Origin of the sequence: Streptomyces sp. NPDC050145, assembly GCF_044460245.1 — a bacterium.
Lineage (GTDB): Bacteria > Actinomycetota > Actinomycetes > Streptomycetales > Streptomycetaceae > Streptomyces.
The window spans coordinates 108,578-123,142 of the sequence record NZ_JBITJS010000011.1 but is presented as its reverse complement, the minus strand read 5'-3'; the positions used below and the strand labels follow the sequence as shown (position 1 = coordinate 123,142).

Here is a 14,565-nt window from a genome sequence, read left to right as displayed (position 1 = left end):
GGTGTCGTCCGCTCCCGTCAGATGATCGGCTCGTGCACGGTGACGAGCTTCGTCCCGTCGGGGAACGTCGCCTCGACCTGGACGTCGTGGATCATCTCGGGGATGCCGTCCATGACGTCGTCCCGGGTGAGCACCTTGCGTCCGGACGCCATGAGTTCGGCGACGGTGCGGCCGTCGCGGGCGCCTTCGAGGATGTGCGAGGTGAGCAGCGCGATCGCCTCGGGGTGATTGAGTCTCACCCCGCGGGCCCGGCGCTTCTCGGCCACGTCGGCGGCCACATGGATGAGCAGTCTTTCCTGCTCGTGCGGGGTCAGTTGCACGCGTCCCACCTCAGTCCTTCGCTCCGGACCGTGCGGGGCCCGGCTGCCGCGGCCACCGCGACGGGGGTAACCGGTTACGCATAGATGTAACACACATCTAATGTGCGCGATCTTGCGCACCCCGGATACGAAAACCCCTGGTGACGTGGGCCGGAAGGCTAATACCGAGGAGTTTCAACGAGGTTAACCGTCACTTGACCGTCCCATTGCCGGGACAAGGTGAGCCCCTGACCAACCGGCCTCGGGCCTAGCGGACCTCGGGGCCCCGGTGTTCTGCGGCGATGCCGAAGCGCTGCCGTTCGCCCGGAGCGGACGACAGGGAACCCAGACGAGCGACGGACGAGATGACGGGCTCCTCCACGGAGTCCCCCGCCGGAGCCCCGAGCTCTTCGAGTCGCTCCAGGTCGGCGGCCGATACGAGGGCGACGAGCGGCTTGCCGTGCCGGGTGACGACGACGCGCTCGCCGCCGTACACCACGCGATTGATCAGATCGGCGAGCTCAGCTCTCGCTTGCGTCACCGGAATCTCGTAGGCCATGCTCCCCATCGTACGTCATGTACGTCCTGTACATTTTTTACAGGCACACCCCAGGGCACACCCCGGGCACACCCTCGGCACGTCACCGGGCACACCGCCGGGCAGACCCCTACGAGCAGCGGAGGCGCGACCGCCATGACCCGTCCGACCAGTCGTTACGTCCTGCCGGAGTTCACCGAGCGCACGAGCGCGGGACAGCGCACGCTCGACCCCTACTCGAAGCTCCTGGAGGAGCGCATCGTCTTCCTCGGGACACCGATCGACGACACGTCGGCGAACGACGTGATGGCGCAGTTCATGCACCTCGAGTACCTGGCGCCCGACCGGGACATCGCCCTGTACATCAACTCCCCGGGCGGCTCGTTCAGTGCGATGACCGCGATCTACGACACGATGCAGTTCGTCAGCTGCGAGGTCGCGACGACCTGCCTGGGGCAGACCGCCTCGGTCGCGGCCGTGCTGCTCGCGGCCGGGGCTCCCGGGAAGCGGACGATGCTGCCGGGCGCCCGCGTGGTGCTCGACCAGCCGGCCCTGCCGGAGCCGGTCCAGGGGCAGCCCACCGACCTGGAGCTGCAGGCGCGGGAGATCGTGCGGATGCGCGAGCAGTTGGAGGAGATGCTCGCGCGGCACTCGTCCCGGTCCCGGGACCAGGTGCACGCGGACATCGAGCGGGACACGGTCCTCACGGCCGAACAGGCCCTGGAGCACGGCCTGGTGGACCAGGTCGTGCAGAGCCGCAAGTCGTCGGCGCAGGGCACGCCCGGACGGAGGTGACACGTCGATGTACCCACCCGAACTGCCGCCCCTGCCCTCGCTGACACGGGCCGAGTGCGAGCTCATCGACCGTTATCTGGAGGTGGTCGATCTGATCGCGCGGATCAATCCGGCGCGGGGCGACGACACCTACCGGGGGCTGCGCGCGGCGCAGGCGCTCGTGAGCCGGGCGACCGAACTGCGGGACGCGCTCGACCTGATGCACCGGAGGGGCGAGAGCCAGGTCCACGCGGCGACCCTCGCCCGCGCGCTGCGGGTCCTCGACGGCGAGAGGCGAACACAGAGGGTCACTTTGCCGCCCGAAACGGTCGGTTGAGGACCTCCGCGGTCATCGACGGCTCGATCCGGCCCGAAGCGTCTGCGGGGCGACCCAAACGAGCCAGAAGAGGTACCCCCGTTCGGCGTAGACGCCCGTACGCACTTAGGGGCCGAAGGAGTTGCGCCAGAACCGTAGGCGGACAGCGGAATCTTCGGTTCCGCCGCTGGTACGGGCATGGTCGACACCCTCGACCGAAGATCGAATGCCGCACTGTCCACCTGAACGGGCCAAGCGTGAGGAGCCTCACTTACCGCTGGTTCAACTCGGATTTCACGACACGAGTGCGTCAAGATCCCTTCCGACGACAAGCCCCCGCCACAGCGGCGGGGCGGTCCGTGCGGACGCCGAGTCCTGCCGCCGCACGGATGCCAGGTCGACAGAAGTGCATCGGCAGGAGTGGAGGACCCAGGTACGACGGGCCGCCGCCGCAGCTCAGCCGGAGTTGCGGGCGAGGGGCCCTTGGGGTGAAGCCGCGTTGTGCGGCCGGGCGTCTTCGCCAGTCCGAACCCGACAGGTCATCCTTCGCAGGCGGTTGACGAAGGGTTGCGCATGACTGCGCTCAATCGTGTTCCCTCGCTGCTCAGCCGGGCCGGAACGGCCTCGGCCCTGACCTTCGCGGTCGCCGGAGCGGGCCTGATGGTCCCCGGCGCGGCCGCCGAGGCCTCGGCGGCGACAGCCTCCACCAAGGCACTGCAGATCGCGGCTTCGAAGAAGGGAGCGCCCTACAGGTGGGGCGCCACCGGGCCGCACCGGTTCGACTGTTCCGGACTGACGCTCTACTCGTTCAAGCGCGCGGGCAAGAGCCTGCCCCGCACCGCCGCGCAGCAGTACAACAAGACCCGCCATGTCTCGGCCTCCACCCGCAAGCAGGGTGACCTGGTGTTCTTCCATTCGGGCCGCAGCGTCTACCACGTCGGCATCTACGCCGGGAAGGGACGCATCTGGCACTCCCCCAAGACCGGGGACGTCGTGCGGCTGCAGAAGATCTGGACGAAGAGCGTCTGGTACGGCCGGGTGCGCTGAGGCCCGCCGCACGGCCGCCCGGGGGGTCGTGAGGGGTTGAGAACCGCGCCGGCGGTTACCCATGCGTCATGGACGACGAGCGCAACGAGACGCCGCTGGAGCGGGCCGACCGCAACTTCGGTGAGCTGCTGCAGGAGCTGCGCGTCATGCAGACCGGGGTGCAGTTCCTGTTCGCCTTCCTGCTCACCCTCGCGTTCACGGCCCGCTTCCCGTCCCTGGACACCGTGCAGCGGGCCACGTACGTGACGACGCTGCTGCTCGCGGTCCTGGCGGCCGCCCTGCTGACCGCGCCGGCGGCCGTGCACCGCGTCCTGTTCCACCTCGGCGCGAAGCCGCAGATCGTGCGGGTGTCCTCGCGGCTCGCGGCCTGCGGCATGGCGGCGCTGGTGCTCGCCCTGAGCGCTTCGGTGCTCCTGGTGGTCGACGTGACGCTGAACCGCGCCGCGGGCATCGCGGCGGGCGTGGGCACCTTCGTCGTGTGCGCGGGCCTGTGGGCGGTCATGCCGTGGCTGCTGCGGCGAGCGCTCGTCAGGCGGCGAGCGGCTCCGCCGGCCTGACGAGAGCCCGGGGGCGGTCGAGGCCGCACCGGGGCCCGCCGGTTCGAGGATCAGTACACGGACGTCGGCGCCGCGGTCACCCAGGGCAGGGCGATCCACACCGTCTTGCCGCCCTCGGGGGTCGGGGCGACCGAGAGTCTGCCGCCGCACTCCGCGGTGAGACAGCGGATGATCACCATGCCCCGGCCGTTGTCCTGCTGGACCGCGGCGGGCAGGCGCTTGGGATAGCGCGGGTGACTGTCCGTGACGCCGATGCGCAGGTGCTCGTCCCGCTCCAGCGCGAGGTCGACGGTGAACGTGGGTGACTGTCCGCGGGTGTGCTGCACCGCGTTGGTCGCGAGCTCCGAGACGATGAGGCGGACCGTGTCGGCGGTGTCGCAGTCCACCGGCATGCCCCATTCGGTCAGCACGGTGGCGACGTAGGAGCGGGCGGCCGACACCGATGCGGCGTCGCTCGGCAGCGTGACGGATGCTTCCTGGTGATCTGCCATGGCGACGTCGTCCCTTTCCCGCCGGGGCCGCTTGTCCGGCACTCGCGGATCTCTCGCGCGCGGCCCCCGACTGCTTCGCGCCAGAGTGCCACTTGGGCCTGCTCACGGGCAGCCGATCCCCCAAGATATGCATATATCTGTCGCTCGAAGCGGTGAACTCTACGACGGTAGACCGTATTTGGGCGGCCGCACGCGCGGTGTTCTACCGTCGTGCGGGTGAGCGCAGCCGAACGGGCCGGGAGGATGCGGCCGCCGCGCCGCGAAGCCTGAGGAGTCAGCATGAAGTACGGTCCCGCGGTGCGGCGCCGCAAGCTCGGCGCCGAGTTGCGCGCGCTCCGGGTGAGCGCCGGGCTCACCAGTGGCGAGGCGGCCCGGCTCGTGGGCTGGCACCAGTCGAAAGTGAGCCGCATCGAGACGGGCCGCAGTGGCGTGAAGCCGTCGGACGTGCTGTTGCTGCTCGACGCGCTGGAGGCCAGGGATCCCCGGCTGCGCGAGCTGGTGGTCGCGCTGGCCGGCGGTGACGACGCGGGCGTCCAGCACTGGTGGCACGCCTACCGGGGGCTGCTGCCGCCCTCGTACCGGGACTTCATCAGTCTGGAGTCGCAGGCCTGTCGCATCCGCACGCTGGAGACGAGCGTGGTGCCGGGGCTGCTGCAGACGCCGGAGTACGCCCGCGCGGTGACGCGTTCGGTGCTCGCCGGGACGCCGGAGCGGCACATCGACGCCCTGGTGGAGGTACGGCTCGCGCGGCAGGACGTGCTGCGGGCGGACCCGCCGCTGGAGCTGACCGCCGTGCTCGACGAGGCGGTGCTGCGGCGCGTGGTGGGCGGACCGGGGGTGCTGGAGGGGCAGTTGGCGTGGCTGGTGGAGGCGGCGCGGCTGCCGCATGTCCGGATCCAGGTGCTTCCGTTCACCGCGGGTGGGCACATCGGCCTGACCGGACCGTTCGTAGTCTTCTCGTTTCCGAACACATCCGATCTGGATGTGGTCGTCCTCGACCATTTGACGAATAGCCTCTATCTCGAGCGGAAAGAAGACCTCAGGGCGTACGCACACGCCTTCGACGCTCTCCTGCTCCACGCACTTTCGCCCGATGACTCGCTGGAATTCATCGCACAGATCGCCGGGTAGGCGAGGACGCCGACGCCTCGCGCTGCCCCGGCGCTGGGTAAGGAGGCACCATGACCGCTCCGCCTCGGCACGGTCCCACCGTCCCCTCCACCGCACTTCTGGGCGCCGCGCGATGGCGCCGCAGCAGCCGCAGCACGGGTGCCAACAACTGTGTCGAGACGGCGCGGCCGGCCGGCCGGGCCGTGGCCGGTCGGCTCGCCGTCCGCGACTCCAAGGACCCGGCCGGGCCCGCGCTCCTGTTCACCCCCGCCGCGTGGGAGGGGTTCATCGACTCCCTGCGGTGAACGCTCCGGCGGGCGCCGTGCGGCTGATCACCCCTACGGCCTCGGCGATCTGATCTTGCGTCAGGTCGGCGCGGGCGGTCAGCCGCAGCCGGGAGATCCCGTCGGGCACGGACGGCGGCCGGAAGCAGCCGACCGACAGGCCCGCCGCCCGGCAGTCCGCCGCCCAGCGCACGGCCTCGTCCGGCGAGGGGGCCCGCACGGAGACGACCGCCGCCTCGGGCGCGACGGCCGTCAGGCCTTCCCCGACGAGCCTCTCGTGCAGCGACCGCGCGACCTGCCCGGCCTGCCGCGCGAGCTCGGGCCGCGCCCGCAGCAGTTCGAGCGCGGCGAGGGCGGCACCGGCGGCGGCCGGCGCGAGTCCCGTGTCGAAGATGAACGTACGGGCCGTGTTGATCAGATGGTCGATGACCCGGGCCGGACCGAGGACGGCGCCGCCCTGGCTGCCGAAGGACTTGGACAGGGTGACGGTCACGACGGTGTCCGGCGCGCCCGCGAGGCCCACCGCGTCCGCGGCACCCCGCCCGCCCGCGCCGAGCACGCCGAGCCCATGGGCGTCGTCGACGATCAGGCCGGCCCCGAACTCCCGTGCCGCATTGGAGAGTTCGGACAGCGGAGCCTGATCGCCGTCGACCGAGAACACGGTGTCGGAGACCACGACGGAGGGCCCGTCGTGCGTCGACAGAGCCTTGCGGACGGCCTCCGGGTCGGCGTGCGGCACGACCTGGGTGGTCCCGCGCGCGAGCCGGCAGCCGTCGATGAGGGAGGCGTGGTTGCCCGCGTCGGACACGATCAGCGAGCCGTGCGGGGCGAGCGCCGTGACGGCGGCGAGATTGGCCGCGTAACCGGACGACAGGACCAGAGCGGACTCGAAGCCGCAGAACGCGGCGAGCTCCTGTTCCAGCCGGGTGTGAAGCTCCGTGGTGCCGGTGACCAGACGGGAACCGGTGGCTCCGCCGCCCCAGCGGCGGGCGGCCCGCGCGGCGCCCTCGACGACCTCGGGGTGCCGGGCCAGGCCCAGGTAGTCGTTGCTCGCGAGGTCGAGGAGCGGGGAGTCCGCGGGGCGCGGGCGCAGGGTGCGCACGAGCCCGGCGGCCTCGCGGCCGCGGCGCCGGTCGTCGATCCAGTCGAACGCGGAACCGTCGGAAGAAGAGTGGGCTGCGGCCATGACTCCCTCGTTGCGCAGAGGACGCTTTGTAGGTAATGCACAGACCCTAGCCGCCCCGCCACCGGGTCAGGATGTGGTGATACCCACACGTCGAACGACACGCTTTGTACGAAGTCTCCTTTCGCGGGAGCGGTGCCATAGGTCAGGATCTGAGGCCATGGACCTGCTGAACACGCTGGTGGACAAGGGGCTTCGGCGCGAGCTGCCGAGCCGTGAAGAGGCGCTCGCCGTACTGGCGACGTCGGACGACGAACTGCTCGATGTGGTGGCCGCGGCCGGGAAGGTGCGCCGCCAGTGGTTCGGCCGCCGGGTCAAGCTCAACTACCTGGTGAACCTGAAGTCGGGGTTGTGCCCCGAGGACTGCTCGTACTGTTCGCAGCGCCTCGGCTCGAAGGCGGAGATCCTCAAGTACACGTGGCTCAAGCCGGACGAGGCGTCCAAGGCGGCGGCCGCCGGTGTCGCGGGCGGCGCCAAGCGGGTCTGCCTGGTGGCGAGCGGGCGCGGCCCCACGGACAAGGACGTCGACCGGGTCGCCAAGACCATCGACGCGATCAAGTCGGAGAACGAGGACGTCGAGGTCTGCGCCTGTCTCGGGCTGCTGTCCGACGGCCAGGCGGAGCGACTGCGCACCGCGGGCGCCGACGCGTACAACCACAACCTGAACACGTCCGAGGCGACGTACGGGGACATCACCAAGACCCACACCTACGCGGACCGCGTGGACACCGTGCAGAAGGCGCACGCCGCCGGCCTGTCGGCCTGCTCCGGTCTGATCGCGGGCATGGGCGAGAGCGACGAGGACCTGGTCGACGTCGTCTACTCGCTGCGTGAGCTCGACCCGGACTCGGTGCCGGTGAACTTCCTGATCCCGTTCGAGGGCACGCCGCTGGCCAAGGAGTGGAACCTGACGCCGCAGCGCTGCCTGCGGATCCTCGCCATGGTGCGGTTCGTCTGCCCGGACGTCGAGGTGCGGATCGCGGGCGGGCGCGAGGTGCACCTGCGCTCGATGCAGCCCCTGGCGCTGAACATCGCGAACTCGATCTTCCTGGGCGACTACCTGACCAGCGAGGGCCAGGCCGGCAAGGCCGACCTCGACATGATCGCGGACGCCGGTTTCGAGGTGGAGGGCGCCGACCAGGTGACCCTGCCCGAGCACCGCGTGGAGGCGGGCTGCGGCTCCGTGTGCGGTACGGAGTCGGGCGGCGGCTGCGGCTCGCACGAGGCCGAGGCCGGGTCGGGCTGTGGTTCCCACGCGGCCGAGGCCGCCCCGCAGGAGCCGGCGGCGTCCGAGGCGCGCACCGATCTGGTCGCGGTGCGCCGTCGTGGCGCGGGGACGGATCTCGCCCCCAATGCCTGATCAGCCCTCCGATCCGCGCGTGACCGAGCTGCTCGCGCTCGACCGGCAGCACGTCTGGCATCCGTACGGGCCCATGCCGGGCCGGCAGGAGCCCCTGGTCGTCGAGTCGGCGGCCGGGGTGCGGCTGCGGGTCGCCGGGCACGGGGAGCTGGTGGACGGGATGTCGTCCTGGTGGTCGGCGATCCACGGCTACCGGCACCCCGTCCTGGACGAGGCCGCGCGCGGCCAGCTGGACCGGATGAGCCACGTCATGTTCGGCGGGCTCACGCACGAGCCCGCCGTACGGCTCGCGGAGCGCCTTGTCGACATGTCGCCCGACGGCTTGGAGCACGTCTTCCTCGCCGACTCGGGTTCCGTGTCGGTCGAGGTCGCGCTGAAGATGTGCCTGCAGTACTGGCGTTCGCTGGGCCGGCCCGAGAAGCACCGGATGCTGACCTGGCGCGGCGGCTACCACGGCGACACCTGGCAGCCGATGTCCGTGTGCGACCCCGAGGGCGGCATGCACGGGCTGTGGGCGGGCGTGCTGCCCCGCCAGCTGTTCGCCGACGCGCCGCCGGCCGCGTACGAGGAGTCGTACGCGGAGCAGCTGCGGGACATGATCGGGCGGCACGCCCACGAGCTGGCGGCCGTGGTGGTCGAGCCGGTGGTGCAGGGTGCGGGCGGCATGCGCTTCCACTCCCCCGCGTATCTGCGGGTGCTGCGGGAGGCGTGCGACGCGCACGACGTGCTGCTGGTGTTCGACGAGATCGCGACCGGTTTCGGCCGTACCGGCACGCTGTTCGCGGCGGAGCAGGCCGCGGTGACCCCGGATGTGATGTGCGTCGGCAAGGCGCTGACCGGCGGATACCTGACGATGGCGGCGACGCTGTGCACACCCCGGGTCGCCGACGGGATCTCCCGCGGCGAGGTCCCGGTGCTCGCGCACGGCCCGACGTTCATGGGCAACCCGCTGGCGGCGGCCGTCGCCTGCGCCTCGATCGACCTGCTGCTCGGGCAGGACTGGCAGGCGGAGGTCAAGCGGATCGAGACCGGTCTGCGCGACGGCCTGGCCGGCGCGGCGGAGCTGCCCGGTGTCACGGACGTACGTGTCCTGGGCGCGATCGGGGTCGTGCAGCTGGACCACGAGATCGACATGGCGGCGGCGACCCGGGCCGCGGTGGCGGAGGGCGTGTGGCTGCGGCCGTTCCGCGACCTCGTCTACACGATGCCGCCGTACGTCACGGGTGACGAGGATCTGGCACGGATCGGCCGTGCGGTGTGCGCCGCCGCGCGCGAAGGGTGAACGGAGCGGACATGACGGTACTGGTGGTCACGGGGACCGGGACCGAGATCGGCAAGACGGTGACGACCGCGGCGGTGGCCGCGGTCGCCCTGCGGGCGGGCCGTTCGGTGGCCGTGCTCAAGCCGGCGCAGACCGGGATCGCGCCGGGCGAGCCGGGCGACGTCGACGACGTCGTGCGGCTCGCCGGGTCGCGGGTCACCGGTCTCGAACTCGGGCGCTATCCGGAGCCGTTGGCCCCGGGGACGGCGGCGGCGCGGGCCGGGATGGCGCCGGTGCGGCCGGCCCAGATCGCCGAGGCCGCCCAGAAGCTGGCCGCGTCGCACGATCTGGTGCTGGTCGAAGGGGCGGGCGGGCTGCTCGTCCACTTCGACGAGGAGGGATCGACGCTCGCGGACGCGGCGCGGCTGCTCGGGGCGCCGGTGCTCGTGGTCGCGGCGGCGGGGCTCGGCACGCTGAACTCCGTCCAGTTGACGGCGGAGGCGTTGCGAGCGCGGGGGCTGGAGCAGGCCGGGGTCGTCATCGGGTCCTGGCCCCGGGACCCCGGGCTCGCGGAGCGGTGCAATGTGGAGGACCTGCCTCGGGTGGCCGGGGTCGGCTTGGTGGGGGCGGTTCCCGAAGGGGCCGGGGCTCTGGCACCGGCTGATTTTCAGGCTCGGGCCGGGTCCTGGCTCGGGGCCGCGTTGGGCGGGACTTGGGACGCAGAGGAGTTTCGCGCCGCTTCGGCCGACTGAGTCCTGGCTGGTCGCGGAGGGGGCGACAGGGGCCCGGTGTCGGAGGACAATTCGGAGTGCAGGCGACAGCTCGTGCTCTGGAGGTCGGTATGGCGGGTCGGGGGACCAAGGACGCTGTGCACCATCCGTGGTTCGCGCGGTTCTACGCGCGGTTCAGCGTGCGGGCCGAGCCCGCGATGGCGCCCGTGCGCAGGGAGCTGCTGGACGGGCTGTCCGGGCGGGTGCTCGAGGTCGGGGCCGGGAACGGGCTGAACTTCGGCTACTACCCGGCCGCCGTCTCCGAGGTCGTCGCGATCGAGCCGGAGCGTGAGCTGCGGACGCTCGCGGTCGAGGCGGCCCTGCGGGCCGAGGTGCCGGTCGACGTCGTGCCGGGGGCGGCCGAGGCGCTGCCGGTGAAGAGCGAGGCGTACGACGCCGTCGTGGTGTGCCTGGTGCTGTGCAGCGTGCGCGACGTGGAGCGGTCGCTCGCCGAGGTGCGCAGGGTGCTGCGGCCGGGCGGGCAGGTGCGGTTCTTCGAGCACGGGCAGGCGCCGGGGCACAGGATGCGCCGGGTGCAGGGCGTCCTCGACAGGACCGTGTGGCCGCGCCTGTTCGGCGGCTGCCATGTGGGCCGGGACGCGGTGGCCTCGGTGCGCGCGGCCGGCTTCGAGGACATCGACCACCGCGAGCTGCTGATGCCGGAGCGCGGGCCGAAGCTGCCGACGTCGTACTGCGTGCTCGGTACGGCCCGCCGACCGCTCGCCACCTCCACCCGGCCCTAGGGGCGTCCCGGGCGGTTCACAGGCTCCACTTGCGGAGTTCCTTCTCGATGTCGTGGACGGTCGCGGCCCCGTCCTTGACCAGCCGCGCCAACTCGCGGACCTGCTCGGGCGAGATGACGACCTTGAGTCCGCTGGCGACGAGGTAGGCGTAGGCGACCGCGGAGGCGAACATCGCGTTCGACCGCTCCAGGGCCGGTACGTGGATGAGGAGTTGGAGCAGCGCCGCGGCCCGCGCGTGGGGCGTCGCGTAGACGGGGATGTCGAAGATCTCCGCGGAGTGGCGGGCCACGGCCGCGACGAGGGCGCCCCAGTCGGAGACCTGGGGATCGCCGGGGGTCTTCTGCTCGGCGATCATGAGCAGCCAGGCGAGATCGACGGTGAGGTGCGAGGGGTTCGACGGTTCAGTCAACGGGACGGTGCCGGCCTTCGCTGTCGGCGCCGAACTCCTCGGCGAACACGGTCTCGTACTGCTTCATGAAGTCGGCGGCCGCGTCGACGAACGTCCGCCCGAGCTCGCCCGCGTCGCGCCGGACCAGCTCCTCGATGTACTTGTTCACACTCATGCCGCGGGACAGCGCGCGCTCCCGGGCGGCGCGGGCGGTGTCCTCGTCCACCCGCACGTTCAGCTGCGTCTTCGCCATGCTTTCAAGCTAGCGCCGTGGTGCTAGCACCGGCAAGGGTCACCTTCCGTACCGTTCGCCGCGGTCTCCGGTCCGGCATGTGAAAACAGCGGCGCCCGGCGGGCGGCCGGTGATGGGATCGCCGCATGAGTGATCTTCGTATCCGGGCCGCGGGCCCCTCCGACGTGACCGCCGTCCTCGCCTTCTGGCGGACGGCGGCGGAAGGCACGAGCATCAGCGACGACCGCGCGGGCGTGGACCGCCTGGTCGCCCGGGACCCCGACGCACTGCTGCTCGCCGAGCGGGACGGCGTCCTGGTGGGGACGGTGATCGCCGGGTTCGACGGGTGGCGCTGTCATCTGTACCGGCTCGCGGTGTCCCCCGACGCGCGGCGCCAGGGCATCGGCTCGGCGCTGCTCGCGGCCGCCGAGGAGCGGTTCGCGGCGCTGGGCGGGCGGCGCGGCGACGCGATGGTGCTGGACCGCAACGAGCGGGCGCACCACGCGTGGCGGGCGGCCGGCTACGCGCCCGAGCCGCAGTGGTCCCGCTGGGTGAAGCCCCTGACCGACGACTGAAACACGCGACGCTTTGCCGATCCTTTACTATGGCATGGTCCGTCGAATCCTCTGCGAAAGGTGTGAGCGTCCGCCCATGGGCGAGCCTCCCAGTATCCGGCCCCTCCCTCCGCACGGTCCCCGTGATCGCGCGCCCCTCCCGTCACTGGCCGAAGATGGGACGGAGGTGACCCGATGACCGAAGTGCTCCTGCTCGCCGTCGCAGTACTCCTATCGCTGGCCTGCGGCGCCTTCGTGGCGGCGGAGTTCTCGCTCACGACCGTCGAGCGCAGTGATCTCGAAGCAGCCGTGGAGCGCGGTGAGCGCGGCGCCGCCGGCGCCCTCAAGGCCGTACGGAACCTGACGTTCCAGCTCTCCGGCGCCCAGCTCGGCATCACCGTCACCAACCTGGTCGTCGGCATGCTCGCCGAGCCGTCCGTCGCCAAGCTCATCGCCGGCCCGCTCGAGGCCGTCGGCGTGCCGAGCTCGGCGTCGTCCTCGGTCGCGCTCATCCTCGGCACCGCCCTGTCGACCGTGTTCCTGATGGTCGTCGGCGAGCTCGTGCCGAAGAACTGGGCGATCTCCTCGCCCCTGGCCGTGGCCAAGCGCGTGGCGACCCCGCAGCGCTGGTTCAGCGCGGCCTTCCGTCCGTTCATCACCCACCTGAACAACACGGCGAACCGGCTGGTGCGCCGCCTCGGCATAGAGCCCACCGAGGAGCTGGCCTCCGCGCGCGGCCCCCAGGAGCTGATGGCACTCGCCCGGCACTCCGCCAAGGAAGGCGCCCTGGAGGCCGACACCGCCGAGCTGTTCGTGCGCACCCTGAACCTGGCCGACCTGACCGCGGAGAACGTGATGACCCCGCGCGTCCAGGTGATGGCCCTGGACCTGCAGGCCACCTGCGAGGACGTGGCGAACGCGACGCGGGCCACCGGCCTGTCCCGCTTCCCCGTCTACCGCGGCAATCTCGACTCGGTCGTCGGCGTCGTGCACATCAAGGACGTGCTCGCCGTGCCCGACGACCAGCGCGCCCGCAAGGGCGTGTCCGACCTGCTGCGCGAGCCGCTGCTCGTCCCGGAGACGCTCACCGTGGACCGGCTCCTCGACCGGCTGTCCGGCAAGCGCACGATGGCCGTCGTCATCGACGAGTACGGCGGCACCGCCGGAGTCGCGACGCTGGAGGACATCGTCGAGGAGGTCGTCGGCGAGGTGCGGGACGAGCACGACCCGCACGAGACGCCGGACATCGCGGCCGCCGGCACCGACGAGGAGGGCCGCACCCTGTACTCGGCCGACGGCGCCGCCCGCACCGACCGGCTCGCGCGGGTCGGACTGCGGGTGCCCGACGGCCCGTACGAGACGCTGGCCGGCCTCATGGCGACCGAGCTGGGCCGGATCCCCGGCGTCGGCGACAGTGTCGAGGTCGCCGGCTGGCGGCTCGACGTCGTCGACGCGCACGGGCACCGCGCCGCGCGCGTGCTGCTGCACGCGCCGGCCGCCGGGACCACGGAGGACACCACGAAGAAGGGGGCGCGACGATGACCGCGATCCAGCTGCTGATCGGCCTGGCGACGCTCGTCGTCAACGCGTTCTTCGTCGGCGCCGAGTTCGCCCTGATCTCGGTGCGCCGCAGCCAGATCGAGCCGCGCGCCGAGGAGGGCGACCGGCGGGCCCGCAGCGTCATGTGGGGGCTGCAGCACGTGTCGGCGCTGCTCGCCGCGGCGCAGCTCGGCATCACGCTGTGCACCCTTGTGCTGGGCATCGTGGCCGAGCCCGCCATCGCGCACCTTCTGGAGCCGGTGTTCGACGCGGTCGGGGTGCCGCACGGGCTGATCCATCCGATCTCGTTCGTGATCGCCCTGTCGCTCGCGACGTATCTCCACATGCTGCTCGGCGAGATGGTCCCCAAGAACATCGCGCTCGCCGAGCCGGTGCGCTCGGCGCTGCTGCTCGGCCCGCCGCTGGTGGCCCTGGCACGCGCCCTGCGTCCGGTGATCTTCGCGATCAACGCCTTCGCGAACGGCCTGCTGAGGCTGCTCAGGGTGGAGGTCAAGGACGAGGTGGCGGCGACGTTCTCGGACGACGAGCTGGCCCGCATGGTCAAGGACTCCTCCGACGCGGGGCTCATCGACGACCGCGCCCAGGAGCGGCTGCACGACGCCCTGGAGCTGGGGCGCCGCCCCGTCAAGGACGTCGTGCTCCCCCTCGAGAAGGTCGTCTACGCGCGCGTGGGCGTCACTCCGGAGCAGTTGGAGCGGCTGTCCGCCGAGTCGGGCTTCTCGCGCTTCCCGGTCGTGGACGAGGGCCGGCGCATCGTCGGCTACCTCCATGTGAAGGACGCGCTGGACGCGATGCCGCGCGACCTTCCGTTCCGGGTGCCGGACATGCGGTCGATCGCGCGCGTGCGGGAGGCGACGCCGCTCGACGACGTGCTCACCGCGATGCGCGGCAGCCGGACACATGTGGCCGCCGTGCTCGGCGCGGACGGCCGGCTCGCGGGCATGGTGACCATGGAGGACGTGCTGCGCGAGCTGTTCGGACAGCCCGCCTGACGCCCCTCGGACCGGGGGGGGGGGGGGGGGGGGGGGGGGGGGGGGGGGGGGGGGGGGGGGGGGGGGGGGGGGGGGGGGGGGGTATGTGTGTGGGAGTCAAAAAAAA

At 71.9% G+C, this 14,565-nt stretch carries 19 protein-coding genes and 1 riboswitch; of the genes, 13 read left to right on the top strand and 6 right to left on the bottom strand.

Annotated elements, in window-relative coordinates; translation table 11 throughout:
- Nucleotides 1-17: 17 nt before the first annotated feature.
- Both ACIBTU_RS22945 and ACIBTU_RS22940 read right to left on the bottom strand, forming a co-directional pair.
- A complete protein-coding gene (locus tag ACIBTU_RS22945; protein ID WP_188340228.1) occupies nucleotides 18-320 on the bottom strand; it encodes an urease subunit gamma in 303 nt (100 codons plus the stop codon).
- A 247-nt stretch (nucleotides 321-567) separates the two neighbouring features.
- On the bottom strand, nucleotides 568-858 hold the full coding sequence (locus ACIBTU_RS22940; RefSeq protein WP_399128210.1) for a type II toxin-antitoxin system Phd/YefM family antitoxin: 291 nt from the start codon (nucleotides 856-858) through the stop codon (nucleotides 568-570).
- Between the two features lie 135 nt (nucleotides 859-993).
- On the opposite strand from ACIBTU_RS22940, the gene ACIBTU_RS22935 reads away from it, so the two are divergent.
- From ACIBTU_RS22935 to ACIBTU_RS22920, 4 genes are all read left to right on the top strand, one after another.
- A complete protein-coding gene (locus tag ACIBTU_RS22935; protein ID WP_399128209.1) occupies nucleotides 994-1,632 on the top strand; it encodes an ATP-dependent Clp protease proteolytic subunit in 639 nt (212 codons plus the stop codon).
- Between the two features lie 7 nt (nucleotides 1,633-1,639).
- Nucleotides 1,640-1,948 (top strand): hypothetical protein, encoded by a 309-nt coding sequence (locus tag ACIBTU_RS22930; protein ID WP_399128208.1) that lies wholly within the window; start codon nucleotides 1,640-1,642, stop codon nucleotides 1,946-1,948.
- Between the two features lie 422 nt (nucleotides 1,949-2,370).
- Nucleotides 2,371-2,497, top strand: a riboswitch (cyclic di-AMP (ydaO/yuaA leader).
- Between the two features lie 3 nt (nucleotides 2,498-2,500).
- Nucleotides 2,501-2,974 carry a C40 family peptidase gene (locus ACIBTU_RS22925; RefSeq protein WP_399128207.1) on the top strand — a complete coding sequence of 158 codons (474 nt, stop codon included), beginning with the start codon at nucleotides 2,501-2,503 and terminating at the stop codon, nucleotides 2,972-2,974.
- A 68-nt stretch (nucleotides 2,975-3,042) separates the two neighbouring features.
- Nucleotides 3,043-3,531, top strand: coding sequence for a DUF6328 family protein (locus ACIBTU_RS22920; protein WP_399128206.1), 489 nt, complete (start codon nucleotides 3,043-3,045; stop codon nucleotides 3,529-3,531).
- A 50-nt stretch (nucleotides 3,532-3,581) separates the two neighbouring features.
- On the opposite strand, the gene ACIBTU_RS22915 is transcribed toward ACIBTU_RS22920, so the two are convergent.
- Nucleotides 3,582-4,022 (bottom strand): ATP-binding protein, encoded by a 441-nt coding sequence (locus tag ACIBTU_RS22915; RefSeq protein WP_399128204.1) that lies wholly within the window; start codon nucleotides 4,020-4,022, stop codon nucleotides 3,582-3,584.
- Between the two features lie 279 nt (nucleotides 4,023-4,301).
- Here ACIBTU_RS22915 and ACIBTU_RS22910 point away from each other — a divergent pair, with 279 nt between their 5' ends.
- Nucleotides 4,302-5,153 carry a helix-turn-helix domain-containing protein gene (locus ACIBTU_RS22910; RefSeq protein ID WP_399128203.1) on the top strand — a complete coding sequence of 284 codons (852 nt, stop codon included), beginning with the start codon at nucleotides 4,302-4,304 and terminating at the stop codon, nucleotides 5,151-5,153.
- Between the two features lie 50 nt (nucleotides 5,154-5,203).
- Nucleotides 5,204-5,437, top strand: coding sequence for a DUF397 domain-containing protein (locus ACIBTU_RS22905; RefSeq protein ID WP_399128202.1), 234 nt, complete (start codon nucleotides 5,204-5,206; stop codon nucleotides 5,435-5,437).
- Here the strand turns inward: ACIBTU_RS22905 and ACIBTU_RS22900 are convergent.
- The gene (locus ACIBTU_RS22900; protein ID WP_399128200.1) at nucleotides 5,418-6,602 is read right to left on the bottom strand and encodes an 8-amino-7-oxononanoate synthase; all 1,185 of its coding nucleotides are present in this window, start codon (nucleotides 6,600-6,602) and stop codon (nucleotides 5,418-5,420) included. The two genes, ACIBTU_RS22905 and ACIBTU_RS22900, sit on opposite strands and share 20 nt — an antisense overlap.
- A 157-nt stretch (nucleotides 6,603-6,759) precedes the next feature.
- Here ACIBTU_RS22900 and bioB point away from each other — a divergent pair, with 157 nt between their 5' ends.
- The 4 genes from bioB (at nucleotide 6,760) to ACIBTU_RS22880 (ending at nucleotide 10,733) form a co-directional block, all read left to right on the top strand.
- The gene (gene bioB / locus ACIBTU_RS22895; protein WP_399128199.1) at nucleotides 6,760-7,959 is read left to right on the top strand and encodes a biotin synthase BioB; all 1,200 of its coding nucleotides are present in this window, start codon (nucleotides 6,760-6,762) and stop codon (nucleotides 7,957-7,959) included.
- Entirely contained in the window at nucleotides 7,952-9,241 is a 1,290-nt protein-coding gene (locus ACIBTU_RS22890) for an adenosylmethionine--8-amino-7-oxononanoate transaminase (protein WP_399128198.1), read from the top strand. Before bioB ends, ACIBTU_RS22890 begins: the two co-directional genes overlap by 8 nt.
- Before the next feature lie 11 nt (nucleotides 9,242-9,252).
- Complete coding sequence (gene bioD / locus ACIBTU_RS22885; protein WP_399128196.1) at nucleotides 9,253-9,972, top strand: dethiobiotin synthase; 720 nt, start codon at nucleotides 9,253-9,255, stop codon at nucleotides 9,970-9,972.
- Nucleotides 9,973-10,061: 89 nt separating this feature from the next.
- A complete protein-coding gene (locus ACIBTU_RS22880; RefSeq protein WP_399128195.1) occupies nucleotides 10,062-10,733 on the top strand; it encodes a class I SAM-dependent methyltransferase in 672 nt (223 codons plus the stop codon).
- Nucleotides 10,734-10,749: 16 nt separating this feature from the next.
- Here ACIBTU_RS22880 and ACIBTU_RS22875 read toward each other — a convergent pair whose 3' ends face one another.
- The gene (locus tag ACIBTU_RS22875) at nucleotides 10,750-11,088 is read right to left on the bottom strand and encodes a fic family toxin-antitoxin system, toxin component (RefSeq protein WP_399128401.1); all 339 of its coding nucleotides are present in this window, start codon (nucleotides 11,086-11,088) and stop codon (nucleotides 10,750-10,752) included.
- A 46-nt stretch (nucleotides 11,089-11,134) separates the two neighbouring features.
- A complete protein-coding gene (locus ACIBTU_RS22870) occupies nucleotides 11,135-11,374 on the bottom strand; it encodes a toxin-antitoxin system HicB family antitoxin (protein WP_399128194.1) in 240 nt (79 codons plus the stop codon).
- A 125-nt stretch (nucleotides 11,375-11,499) separates the two neighbouring features.
- On the opposite strand from ACIBTU_RS22870, the gene ACIBTU_RS22865 reads away from it, so the two are divergent.
- The 3 genes from ACIBTU_RS22865 (at nucleotide 11,500) to ACIBTU_RS22855 (ending at nucleotide 14,459) form a co-directional block, all read left to right on the top strand.
- Nucleotides 11,500-11,928, top strand: a complete 429-nt coding sequence (locus ACIBTU_RS22865; protein WP_399128193.1) for a GNAT family N-acetyltransferase — start codon at nucleotides 11,500-11,502, stop codon at nucleotides 11,926-11,928.
- A gap of 174 nt (nucleotides 11,929-12,102) precedes the next feature.
- Nucleotides 12,103-13,449, top strand: a complete 1,347-nt coding sequence (locus tag ACIBTU_RS22860) for a hemolysin family protein (protein WP_399128192.1) — start codon at nucleotides 12,103-12,105, stop codon at nucleotides 13,447-13,449.
- Nucleotides 13,446-14,459: a hemolysin family protein gene (locus ACIBTU_RS22855; RefSeq protein ID WP_399128191.1), complete on the top strand. Its 1,014-nt coding sequence runs from the start codon at nucleotides 13,446-13,448 to the stop codon at nucleotides 14,457-14,459. Before ACIBTU_RS22860 ends, ACIBTU_RS22855 begins: the two co-directional genes overlap by 4 nt.
- Nucleotides 14,460-14,565: the final 106 nt, after the last annotated feature.

Coding starts and splice junctions, on each gene's coding strand:
- ACIBTU_RS22905 (WP_399128202.1), top strand. CDS start 5,204: ATGACCGCTCCGCCTCGGCACGGTCCCACCGTCCCCTCCACCGCACTT.
- ACIBTU_RS22915 (WP_399128204.1), bottom strand. CDS start 4,022: ATGGCAGATCACCAGGAAGCATCCGTCACGCTGCCGAGCGACGCCGCA.
- ACIBTU_RS22920 (WP_399128206.1), top strand. CDS start 3,043: ATGGACGACGAGCGCAACGAGACGCCGCTGGAGCGGGCCGACCGCAAC.
- ACIBTU_RS22900 (WP_399128200.1), bottom strand. CDS start 6,602: ATGGCCGCAGCCCACTCTTCTTCCGACGGTTCCGCGTTCGACTGGATC.
- ACIBTU_RS22930 (WP_399128208.1), top strand. CDS start 1,640: ATGTACCCACCCGAACTGCCGCCCCTGCCCTCGCTGACACGGGCCGAG.
- bioB (WP_399128199.1), top strand. CDS start 6,760: ATGGACCTGCTGAACACGCTGGTGGACAAGGGGCTTCGGCGCGAGCTG.
- ACIBTU_RS22855 (WP_399128191.1), top strand. CDS start 13,446: ATGACCGCGATCCAGCTGCTGATCGGCCTGGCGACGCTCGTCGTCAAC.
- ACIBTU_RS22940 (WP_399128210.1), bottom strand. CDS start 858: ATGGCCTACGAGATTCCGGTGACGCAAGCGAGAGCTGAGCTCGCCGAT.
- ACIBTU_RS22925 (WP_399128207.1), top strand. CDS start 2,501: ATGACTGCGCTCAATCGTGTTCCCTCGCTGCTCAGCCGGGCCGGAACG.
- ACIBTU_RS22870 (WP_399128194.1), bottom strand. CDS start 11,374: ATGGCGAAGACGCAGCTGAACGTGCGGGTGGACGAGGACACCGCCCGC.
- ACIBTU_RS22875 (WP_399128401.1), bottom strand. CDS start 11,088: ATGATCGCCGAGCAGAAGACCCCCGGCGATCCCCAGGTCTCCGACTGG.
- ACIBTU_RS22880 (WP_399128195.1), top strand. CDS start 10,062: ATGGCGGGTCGGGGGACCAAGGACGCTGTGCACCATCCGTGGTTCGCG.
- ACIBTU_RS22910 (WP_399128203.1), top strand. CDS start 4,302: ATGAAGTACGGTCCCGCGGTGCGGCGCCGCAAGCTCGGCGCCGAGTTG.
- bioD (WP_399128196.1), top strand. CDS start 9,253: ATGACGGTACTGGTGGTCACGGGGACCGGGACCGAGATCGGCAAGACG.
- ACIBTU_RS22860 (WP_399128192.1), top strand. CDS start 12,103: ATGACCGAAGTGCTCCTGCTCGCCGTCGCAGTACTCCTATCGCTGGCC.
- ACIBTU_RS22865 (WP_399128193.1), top strand. CDS start 11,500: ATGAGTGATCTTCGTATCCGGGCCGCGGGCCCCTCCGACGTGACCGCC.
- ACIBTU_RS22890 (WP_399128198.1), top strand. CDS start 7,952: ATGCCTGATCAGCCCTCCGATCCGCGCGTGACCGAGCTGCTCGCGCTC.
- ACIBTU_RS22935 (WP_399128209.1), top strand. CDS start 994: ATGACCCGTCCGACCAGTCGTTACGTCCTGCCGGAGTTCACCGAGCGC.